The organism is Agrobacterium salinitolerans (assembly GCF_002008225.1).
Taxonomy (GTDB): Bacteria; Pseudomonadota; Alphaproteobacteria; order Rhizobiales; family Rhizobiaceae; genus Agrobacterium; species Agrobacterium salinitolerans.
In genome coordinates this window covers 20,148-29,374 of the sequence record NZ_MRDH01000030.1, presented here as the reverse complement: position 1 = coordinate 29,374, position 9,227 = coordinate 20,148, and the positions used below count along the sequence as shown (strand labels likewise).

Genomic DNA, 9,227 nt, shown 5'->3' with positions numbered 1-9,227 from the left:
CGGGCGGATGGTCATGGCATAGGAGCGAAGGCCCCGAGTGATAGGCGGACCCTCATGCAACTCGGTAACCAGGCCGTTGAACGGACGGCGAACACCGCCGCCATCGCCATCGCCCTGGCTGATCTCGACCGAAACATCGACCAGCCGTCCGATCAGTTCTTCGGGCTTGACCGCTTCTTTCTTGGCCCGCACGGTCAGGCGGATGTCGAAGAGTTGCGATACACCTTCCTCGACCGTCAGACGCTCCGGAAGAAGCTGATCCTCGCCCAAAGGCGACTTGACCTTGAGCACACGACTCGCCTGAATGAAGTCAGAGGATGAGGGCTGGTCATTCATTGCGAACCTCGATAGCAGAGCTCAAAAAAATCAATCAGCTGTCAAAATCTCGACAGAATGCAATCAAACATTGTGGCGAAACCAAGGATTCAACATGAATTCTACAACCTGGATACGCCAAATATCCATCGATGAAATCTGACAGGCCGGGGCACGGTGTGACGATCGAGAAAATTTCGAGGCAAACGAAACACGACGCCGATAGTTACGGTTTGCACCGCGAAGAAACCGCCGGGGTTCGCCACGGCGCCGGTTGGTGGGTGAGCCTAAGGCGGCGCGGCCACAGAATCGTCAGGCTGTTCAAGGACAGTGTCTACGGTTCGGGCGACGAAGCCTACCGTCAGGCGCGTGCCTATCGCGACGCCATCATTCTCGCCATTCCGCCCGCTACCAACCACGAGCAGGCCGTGCTTCTGCGCAAAAACAACCGAAGCGGCATCTCCGGCGTCAGGCGTGTTGAAACGGCCGAAGGCGATGTGTGGCAGGCAACCTTAATGACCAACGAGGGGCAGAAACGCGAGACCTTCTCCGTCGCCAAACTGGGCGAAGAGGCGGCAAAGTCGATGGCGATCACGCAACGGCGCAAATGGCTGAGGGCACTGCCGGTGACACATCTTGCCTATGCCCATCACGCCGCGGAAGTGGCGCGCGCGCAGTTCGCCGACGAGCTTGCGCCGGCGGATGATGTTTTGCCTCGGGAGCGCCGGGCGGACGCTGACATCAAGGCGCGTATCAAAGAAATTAACGACCGGTTTGATGCGTCTCGCCCGAAGCGACTGCGGGTTCGGGTAAAAAGCTATTCAACAGACAGGGTATCCATCGCAGTTTCCGATGCAGGAAGCCCCGCGCGGAAGAAACTCATGCATCTCAACACGCGCGGCAAGGCAGGGACCGAAATCGTGAACGCGATCAACAGCAGTATCCGGGAAACCGTAACGGCAATTCATGATGAGAAGACCGCGTGCTGGTTCAGTTCCACCTATGGCAATAAACTGCTCAATCCGCAGACATTCAACATTGATGAGGGTTTCAACCTGCTCGTTATTGTGCCTCAGAAATAGTCCATCTCACCGCCTTGAGCTTATGTTGATGACGGCGGACGAGCCTACCTGAACGAAGGAATAATCGACCGCACCCCGCTTCCACAGTGCGGTTACGGCTTTTATCGCCTCATTTTTATCGAGACTATCTGGTCCACCAAGCCGATCCGATAACGCATCCAGGAAGCCGCCAGGTCTTGGCGTGGCAAAGGCACACGCCTTGTGTCCATCAGGACCGGCAGCAATCCAGAACGACAGTAACTCCGCGCCGCCTTCCCTCTCATGTCGCCAACCCACGACATCAACAGAACCGCCATTATAACCTGCGAAGCTGCGACGCCACTCCTCAATGTCGGCACTGGACATACGCTGCCAGTCGAGTTTGTCACCATCGACCATCGCTTCTTGCATGGTGAGAGCTTCACAGATGGAGAGAAGGCGCTCCCCCGTCATTTCCGCTGGCGTGGCCGCGGCTTCCGCGCAGCTCAACAAGACGGCAAAGCAGCTGATTGTCGACATTTTGAGGCGCCGACGCCGGAATGTGCACGCTCCGTTTTTCATATCATCACTCCGTCTTGGTCTCACCGTCATTTTGTCGCTGTAACAAACCCAAGCCAATCGATCCCCCAAAAGTATCAGACTGACAGAGGTTTGCGTTCCGGCAATCTCCGCACCCATAATCTCATTGTGCACGAACGGAACGCAACCCCGGATTTCCGCGCCCTGCCACCGACCATCCGGAAAAAACAAGCCAGCATGATGCACGTCTCATTTTTTGCTTCCGTAAAATCCATCAAAGTTATTATAATAAATATAATGATGCAGATATAATTCAGTGAAAAAGATCGCCTTAGTGCCACGCGCCGTGATGCATCGACGTCACATCCTGGCGTCAACTTCACGGCCTGAAGCTCACCCCGAAGGTCTGGTATTGACGCCGGTCAACCGACCCGGCACCCTCGTCCCATGAGCCTGACCAACAGTTTCATTGCCGAGCTCATCCGAGACGCGAACAGGCTCGACCACCTCGACGACTATCAGAAGCGACGTATGCTTGAACGGGCCGTCGCAAGAATCCGCGACACGCGCGAAACAATCGGTATTCCATCCGGGTCAAGCCGTGACAGTCTCATTGATCTCCACACCATTGCACTCTCCATAGAGAGTGGATGGCGCAGCGATGAGGAGGTGCGAAACGCCCTGCTGCGGGCAGCCGGCATGATCCGGGACCTGCATATCGTCCTCGACAGCAAAACCGAAATCAGCCTCGTCAAGCCTGCCAGTTGAAAGCCCTTGTAGCTATCGTCTGCGTGGGTCCCAACAGAGCCAAACCGACCCTGAAACCGGTTCCGGGTCAGAAATGCCGAGACCGGCGCAGGCCTATGCTTCAGGTGAGATCAGAATGACGGTTGGAAAATACGACCGGTAACGAGCCACATCTCGCGTCAACAAGGGAAGGTTTTGTATTGCGGCGTGGGCGCCGATGAAAAAGTCAGGCAAAACACCGTTACGGGTACCGCCACCGCGGCGGTATCTGGTAAAGGCCTTACCTGCCAGGAATAACGCCGCGCGAGGGAAAGGGGTGAGCTTCAACCCCGCCCGATCAACAAAAGCATCAAGCGCTTCTATCCGCTCATATCGAACAGATAGTTCCGAGTAAACAACGTCGTTAATGAACAGCGGACCTGAAACGCTTGCGAGTTAGAGTTGCTCGATTGACCAGTCGACCCAAACCGGGTCATCTGTCGCAAGATCAAGCAGGACCTTTGTATCGACAAGCGTCACTCGTCACCACGGATTAGGGCCATGATGGCGTCGGTACCCAGACCTTCACCAGCATGTCCGCGCAGCTTTGCAAAACGCGTGAGTGGCTGTTTCTTGTCAGCCCTGACGAGAACTATCCTTCCATCGGCGGCTCGAAATCAACCGAGCTTCCTGGTGAAATCCCTAAAAGCTCGCGTACGGCTTTTGGAATGGTGACCTGCCCTTTGGCAGTTACCGTTGTTGTCATCTCAAACTCCCGTAATCCCGGGGGTCGTGGAATGCGGTTAACCGATCGTCCAAAGATGATGGCACCCTAACGCTAGGTCCGGGTGCCGCCCAAGCTAACGCCGCAGGCCGTCCATGACCAGTCTGACGATCCTGTGCGCGCGGTCACGCCACTCGGGGCTTTCCGGAATGGAATAAATGCCGAAAAGTGCATTCAGCACGTCCGCCCCCTCGATGTCTCCCTTGACCGCATCAGCCTTCGCAGCGTTGTCGAGCAGCTCGTCAAACGCCGTATGCAACAGCTTCGAGCCCTCGGCAAAAAGGGCCGAGTTGGACGTAAACAAGAGCTTCAGGCTGCTCGCCATACCCTTTTTTGCGGCCATATAGCTGACAAACCGGTTCATCCATTCTTCGATGGCTTTGGCGGGCTCTTCTTCCCGCATCAAGTCGCGCGCAGCCGTCGCCAAAATTTCCAGCTCGCGGCGATAAACGCTTTCGACAAGATGTTCGCGCGTCGGAAAATGCCGATACAGCGTGCCGATGCCGACCCCTGCACGCCTGGCAATATCCTCCAGCGAAGCCGCTGCGCCCTGCTCTGAAAATGCCAGCGCCGCAACTTCCATCAGCTTTTCCCGGTTTCGCCGGGCGTCTGCGCGCATATGAGGCGGTTGAACCGGAGGCGTTTGCTCCTTGGGCACGGAAAGGCCACTCCACGAAAAAACGCTTGACGAATGATCGCAAGCCACTAAGTTAAACGGAGGCGCCTCCGTTTGTAGGTGCGCCACACGCTTCTTTAAATCAGATAGGAGGCGGATGTCATGCCGAAATCAACCATTGGCGCTGGTGAGCCTCTGACGACCGAAAAGTTCTTGAGGAACTTAACTGTCACTCACTCATTCTGATGTCACAATGCGGGAGGCACTTATGACAGGATCGGCCGATAGCATCCGATTGAACGATAATGCTGCCGATTGGTTGCCTCGCAATGTCGATGCCTCAATTCTGGTGACACCGAAGAAAGCTTTTTCCACCGACAGTGCCTACGATGTCATGAGCTTTGCCATTGACAACATCAATGCAGGTTCACGGGTGGCGCTTTGCACGTTAGTGGAAATACGCGGTGGCTCGTCGCGTCCGCTTGGCGCGCATATGGCAGTCGCGCAGGACGGCAATTACTGTGGATATGTTTCTGGCGGATGTACGGAAGCGGCTGTCGCTGCAGAGGCCTTGCAGGCGATAGGAAGTGGACATGATCGTTTCGTCATGCTGGGCGAAGGATCGCCCTTCTTCGATATCGTTCTTCCCTGCGGAGGCGGCATCACGGTCGCCATTCATCTCGTTAAAAATGTTGAACCACTCTGTTCCATCACCAGGCTCTTGGATAACCGGCGCGGCGCTTCCTTGCGCTATACGCCGGGTTTCGAGCAGATTTCACCCGGCTTCGAGGGTGCGCCAACCGGCTGGCATGGCGGTGTCTTTGTCACAGGCTACCGCCCGAAAGTGCGAGTGGTTATTTCGGGACGCTCTCTCGAGGTCGAGACCGCCGCGAGCGTCGCGAGAGCCGCAGGATACGACGTTTTCATTCTTAAGGATGCCCCCCACACACCCGTCGATGCCACTGTGATCGATCCGGACACAGCTGTTGCACTTCTGGAGCACGACCTCGACCGCGAAGTGCCGATCCTTGCGGCCGCACTCCGCGCAAAACCTTTTTACATTGGCGCCCTCGGCAGTCCCCGAACCCATGAGAAACGCGTCGAGCGATTGCGCCGGAGTGGACACTCGGAGAAGGCAATCGCGCGGATCAAAGCGCCAATCGGCGTTTTCGGTCGCGCAAGGGATGCGCAGTCGCTGGCACTATCTGTCATCGCCGACATCGCCGCGTCGAGACAGGCCTACGTGACACAAAGCTAGAGCTACCGCCGGATCGACATATCCGACAGCAGCCACAGGCAGATAAACACTATGAGCTTCATAGGTGCGGCCAGAAACTTTCAGTGCGCACCTTCAGATGAGGGAGATGTCCAATGCGATTTAACATCAACGGAGCGCCAGTGGAGGTGGAGGCAGACATCCGCACTTCATTGCTTGATCTCATGCGCAACTATCTCGGATTTACCGGCACCAAAAAAGGATGCGATCAAGGCGCATGCGGCGCCTGCACGGTTTTGGTCGATGGCGAGCGCATCAATTCCTGTCTGGCGCTTGCCGTCCAGTATCAGGGCCGCAACATCACAACCGTGGAAGGCCTGGCGATGAACGGCAACCTCCACCCGTTGCAAAAAGCTTTCATCGAACATGAAGGCTTCCAGTGCGGCTATTGCACGCCCGGGCAGCTCTGTTCCGCCGTTGGCATGGCCGGCGAGATCGAGCGAAACATCCCGAGCGTCGTCACCGCCGATTTGTCGAGCGACAGCGTTGTCACCGATGACACCGAAATCCGCGAGCGCATGAGCGGCAATCTCTGTCGCTGCGGTGCCTATAACGGCATCGTTGAAGCCATTTCTGAAACGCTGGTCCAGCAGACCGCGATGCAGACCGACGGGAGGGCACGGGCATGAATATCTTTTCCTATCATCAGGCCTCTGATGCCGCGTCGGCGATAACCCTCAAGCAGGCCGGGTCGACAACAAAATATCTGGGTGGCGGCACCAATCTTGTCGATCTCATGCGCGAGACGGTCGAAAAACCAGAGACACTGATCGATGTCACGCACCTATCAAGCAGCATCGAACAGCGTGCCGATGGCAGTCTGCTGATCGGAGCAGGCGTGAAGAACACCGCGCTTGCGGCCCACAGTGCGGTCAGGACCCAATTTCCGGTTCTCTCCCGCGCTATCCTCGCAGGTGCAAGCGCGCAAATTCGAAATGTCGCCACCGTAGGAGGCAACATCCTGCAACGCACCCGGTGTCGGTATTTCTATGACAATGCCGCCCACTGTAACAAGCGAGAGCCCCACGCAGGATGCGACGCGCTCAATGGTTTCAACCGCTATCACGCCATCCTCGGCGCATCTGAAAGCTGCGTCACCACCCATCCGTCCGATATGTGCGTTGCGATGGTCGCTCTGGATGCCGTGGTTCACCTCCATGGCCCTGCAGGCAAGCGCAGCCTGCCGCTGCGTGATCTCCACCGTCTGCCCGGCGACACGCCGGAAATCGAAACTGCACTTCACCCGGACGAACTCATCACAAGCGTTGAAATTCCCGCGCTGCCTTTCACAAAAAAATCCGCCTACAGAAAAGTCAGAGACAGAGCGAGTTATGCCTTTGCTCTCGTCTCCGTTGCCGCTGCGCTGGACCTCGATGGCGAGGGCAACGTCAACGACGTGAGGCTTGCACTCGGTGGCGTTGCACACAAGCCGTGGCGGGCCTTAAAGGCCGAAGCGCATCTCAATGGCCGAAAGGCGAATGCGGAGAACTTTCGAGCAGCGGCCGAGGCCGAACTCGCCGAAGCCGTTGGTCTGCGGGACAATGCTTTCAAGATTGAGCTGGCGAAACGCACTATTGTCGCAGTTCTCGAAGATTTGAAGGGAGAAAACCCATGAGCGCCGATACCCAGACCCTGCCGGAGGCAGGCAGGCAAGGCCGGTGGCAGCCTGCCGTCACAACCGATCCGCTATTGCGCAAACATGGTTCCCTCGGGCAATCCGTATCGCGCATCGAAGGCCCCCTGAAGGTTCAGGGCAAGACGCGCTTTGCGGCAGAGTTTCCCTACGATAACATCAGCTACGCAGCACTCGCTTTCAGCACCGTTGCCCGTGGGCGCATCACCGAACTTAATGTCGGAGCCGCGGAGGCCGCACCCGGCGTCATCCTCGTCATGACCTACAAAAATGCACCGAGGATGAGGGCACCATCTCTCATGATGTCCTCTCCGACAGCGGCAGGGGCAAGCAATCTTCCAGTCATGCAAAATGACGAAATCCACTGGAACGGCCAACCGATCGCGCTGGTTCTCGCCGAAACACAGGAACAGGCGGATTACGCGGCTTCACTGGTTACGGCGACGTATCAATTGCTGCCGGCGGTCACGTCTTTCGATGAAGCAAAAAAAACGCCCCGCCAGCTTGAAAACCTGCTAGGCCAGCCGCCATTCGTTGAACTCGGCGATGCGGAAACCGCGCTTGCCAATTCAGAGGTCAAGGTCGATCTCGTTTACAGAACCCCGCGCCACAACCACAACGCCATTGAGCTACATGCCGCAACGGTGGTGTGGAACGATGACGAACTGCGCGTCCACGATGCCAGTCAGCTCCTCGACCTGACTACTGGCCAGCTTGCCGATATTTTTGGCATCGATGTCGGCAACGTTCATGTCACCTCGCCCTATGTCGGGGGCGGCTTTGGCGGCAAGTGCTTTTGGGATCATCAAATCCTCGCCTGCGCCGCGGCGAAACTCGCGGGCCGTCCGGTGCGCATCATGCTGTCTCGCGAAGGCGTCTTCAGGATCATCGGCGGCCGCACGGTCACTGAACAGCGCGTCGCCCTGGGCGCAAGAGCCGACGGGACGCTCGATGCACTGATCCACACCGGAACCGCGGCCATGACGTCGCACAATTCCTGTCCCGAACAATTCACCTTTCCAGCCCGCCACCTTTATGGCGCAAGAACCTACTATATCGGTCAGGATGTGGCCGACATGGATATGCTGGCCAACACCTTCATGCGCGCTCCGGGCGAATCCGTTGGCACCTTTGCCCTGGAATGCGCGCTCGATGAACTGGCCGAAAAATTGGGCCTGGACCCGATCGAACTGCGCCGGCGGATCGAGCCGGAGAAGGATCCGACGACCGGCAAGCCGTTCTCTTCGCGCTACCTCATTGAAGCCTACGACAGAGGCGCAGAAAAATTTGGCTGGGACAAAAGGAGCCGGACACCGCGCCAGAGACGTGAAGGCGAGTGGTTGATCGGCGTGGGATGCGCTACCGCAACCTACCCTTACCACCGGTTTCCCGGTGGCGCGGCCCGTATCAGGCTGACGGCTGAAGGTCACGTAACCGTTTCAACTGCCGTGCACGACATGGGAATGGGAACTGCAACAGCTCAGGTCCAGCATCTGGCAGCTCGACTGGGCTTGCCCCTTGATCACGTGACGTTCGAATATGGCGACAGCCGGTTGCCAAAAGGCGTGATCGCCGGAGGCTCGACCCAGACCGCCTCCATCGGCGGCGCGATCATTGCTGCAACCGAAGTCTTCGTGGAGGAACTCATCAAGCTTGCGGGCAACGACTCTCCGCTTGCCGGACTGTCGCTTCTCGAAGTCGAGCCGAGAGACGGCGGTTTGTCGCACATCAGCGACAACAGCCGGTTTGAGAGCTACCAATCGATCCTGCAAAGGGCGGGGCGAGAAGAGCTCATTTGCGAGGCGGAAGCACCTGGGCCAGCCGAAATGGAGGCCTTCTCCATGCATTCCTATGGCGCCCAGTTCTGCGAGGTTCGGGTCAGTGCGCTGACGGGTGAGACGCGTGTTTCGCGCTTCTTGGGTTCCTTTGATGCGGGTCAGATACTGAACCCCAAAATGGCTACCAGCCAGTTCAAGGGCGGTATCATCATGGGTATCGGCCTTGCTCTGACAGAAGAAACCAACTTCGATGAGCGGACGGGCCGCATCGTAAACGCCTCGCTGGCGGATTACCACGTGCCGGTGCAAATGGACGTTCCGTCAATCGAAATCCTCTACACTAACAAACCCGACCCACAGGCGCCGATGGGCGCACGCGGCATAGGAGAAATCGGGATAACCGGGGTTGGCGCGGCCGTTGCAAATGCGGTTTATAATGCAACAGGAATTCGTGTTCGCGATTTGCCAATTACACTGGACAAGCTGATGATGGGTGCCGACTGACGCCGGTGACAGAGA

9 protein-coding genes and 2 pseudogenes are annotated in these 9,227 nt (G+C 57.4%); 6 read left to right on the top strand and 5 right to left on the bottom strand.

Annotated features, from left to right (window positions below):
• Positions 1–336: contractile injection system protein, VgrG/Pvc8 family (locus tag BS627_RS19965; RefSeq protein ID WP_276327107.1), on the bottom strand; the 336-nt coding region annotated here is incomplete at its 3' end.
• Between the two features lie 212 nt (positions 337–548).
• On the opposite strand from BS627_RS19965, the gene BS627_RS19960 reads away from it, so the two are divergent.
• On the top strand, positions 549–1,397 hold the full coding sequence (locus tag BS627_RS19960) for a hypothetical protein (protein ID WP_245307208.1): 849 nt from the start codon (positions 549–551) through the stop codon (positions 1,395–1,397).
• A 6-nt stretch (positions 1,398–1,403) separates the two neighbouring features.
• Here BS627_RS19960 and BS627_RS19955 read toward each other — a convergent pair whose 3' ends face one another.
• Positions 1,404–1,895 carry a hypothetical protein gene (locus tag BS627_RS19955; RefSeq protein ID WP_245307206.1) on the bottom strand — a complete coding sequence of 164 codons (492 nt, stop codon included), beginning with the start codon at positions 1,893–1,895 and terminating at the stop codon, positions 1,404–1,406.
• Positions 1,896–2,342: 447 nt separating this feature from the next.
• Here BS627_RS19955 and BS627_RS19950 point away from each other — a divergent pair, with 447 nt between their 5' ends.
• On the top strand, positions 2,343–2,663 hold the full coding sequence (locus BS627_RS19950; RefSeq protein ID WP_077984918.1) for a hypothetical protein: 321 nt from the start codon (positions 2,343–2,345) through the stop codon (positions 2,661–2,663).
• Between the two features lie 93 nt (positions 2,664–2,756).
• Here BS627_RS19950 and BS627_RS19945 read toward each other — a convergent pair.
• From BS627_RS19945 to BS627_RS19935, 3 genes and pseudogenes are all read right to left on the bottom strand, one after another.
• A pseudogene (locus BS627_RS19945) lies at positions 2,757–3,161 on the bottom strand (type II toxin-antitoxin system VapC family toxin).
• Positions 3,158–3,387 (bottom strand): annotated as a pseudogene (locus BS627_RS19940) (AbrB/MazE/SpoVT family DNA-binding domain-containing protein). Before BS627_RS19940 ends, BS627_RS19945 begins: the two co-directional pseudogenes overlap by 4 nt.
• Before the next feature lie 94 nt (positions 3,388–3,481).
• Positions 3,482–4,024, bottom strand: coding sequence for a TetR/AcrR family transcriptional regulator (locus BS627_RS19935; RefSeq protein WP_077984917.1), 543 nt, complete (start codon positions 4,022–4,024; stop codon positions 3,482–3,484).
• A gap of 265 nt (positions 4,025–4,289) precedes the next feature.
• Between BS627_RS19935 and BS627_RS19930 the strand changes: the two genes are divergently transcribed.
• From BS627_RS19930 to BS627_RS19915, 4 genes are all read left to right on the top strand, one after another.
• Positions 4,290–5,279: an XdhC family protein gene (locus BS627_RS19930; protein WP_077984916.1), complete on the top strand. Its 990-nt coding sequence runs from the start codon at positions 4,290–4,292 to the stop codon at positions 5,277–5,279.
• A gap of 113 nt (positions 5,280–5,392) precedes the next feature.
• Positions 5,393–5,926 carry a 2Fe-2S iron-sulfur cluster-binding protein gene (locus tag BS627_RS19925; RefSeq protein WP_077984915.1) on the top strand — a complete coding sequence of 178 codons (534 nt, stop codon included), beginning with the start codon at positions 5,393–5,395 and terminating at the stop codon, positions 5,924–5,926.
• Positions 5,923–6,912 carry an FAD binding domain-containing protein gene (locus BS627_RS19920; RefSeq protein WP_077984914.1) on the top strand — a complete coding sequence of 330 codons (990 nt, stop codon included), beginning with the start codon at positions 5,923–5,925 and terminating at the stop codon, positions 6,910–6,912. Before BS627_RS19925 ends, BS627_RS19920 begins: the two co-directional genes overlap by 4 nt.
• On the top strand, positions 6,909–9,212 hold the full coding sequence (locus tag BS627_RS19915; RefSeq protein WP_077984913.1) for a xanthine dehydrogenase family protein molybdopterin-binding subunit: 2,304 nt from the start codon (positions 6,909–6,911) through the stop codon (positions 9,210–9,212). The genes BS627_RS19920 and BS627_RS19915 overlap by 4 nt, the downstream gene beginning before the upstream one ends.
• Positions 9,213–9,227 lie beyond the last annotated feature (15 nt).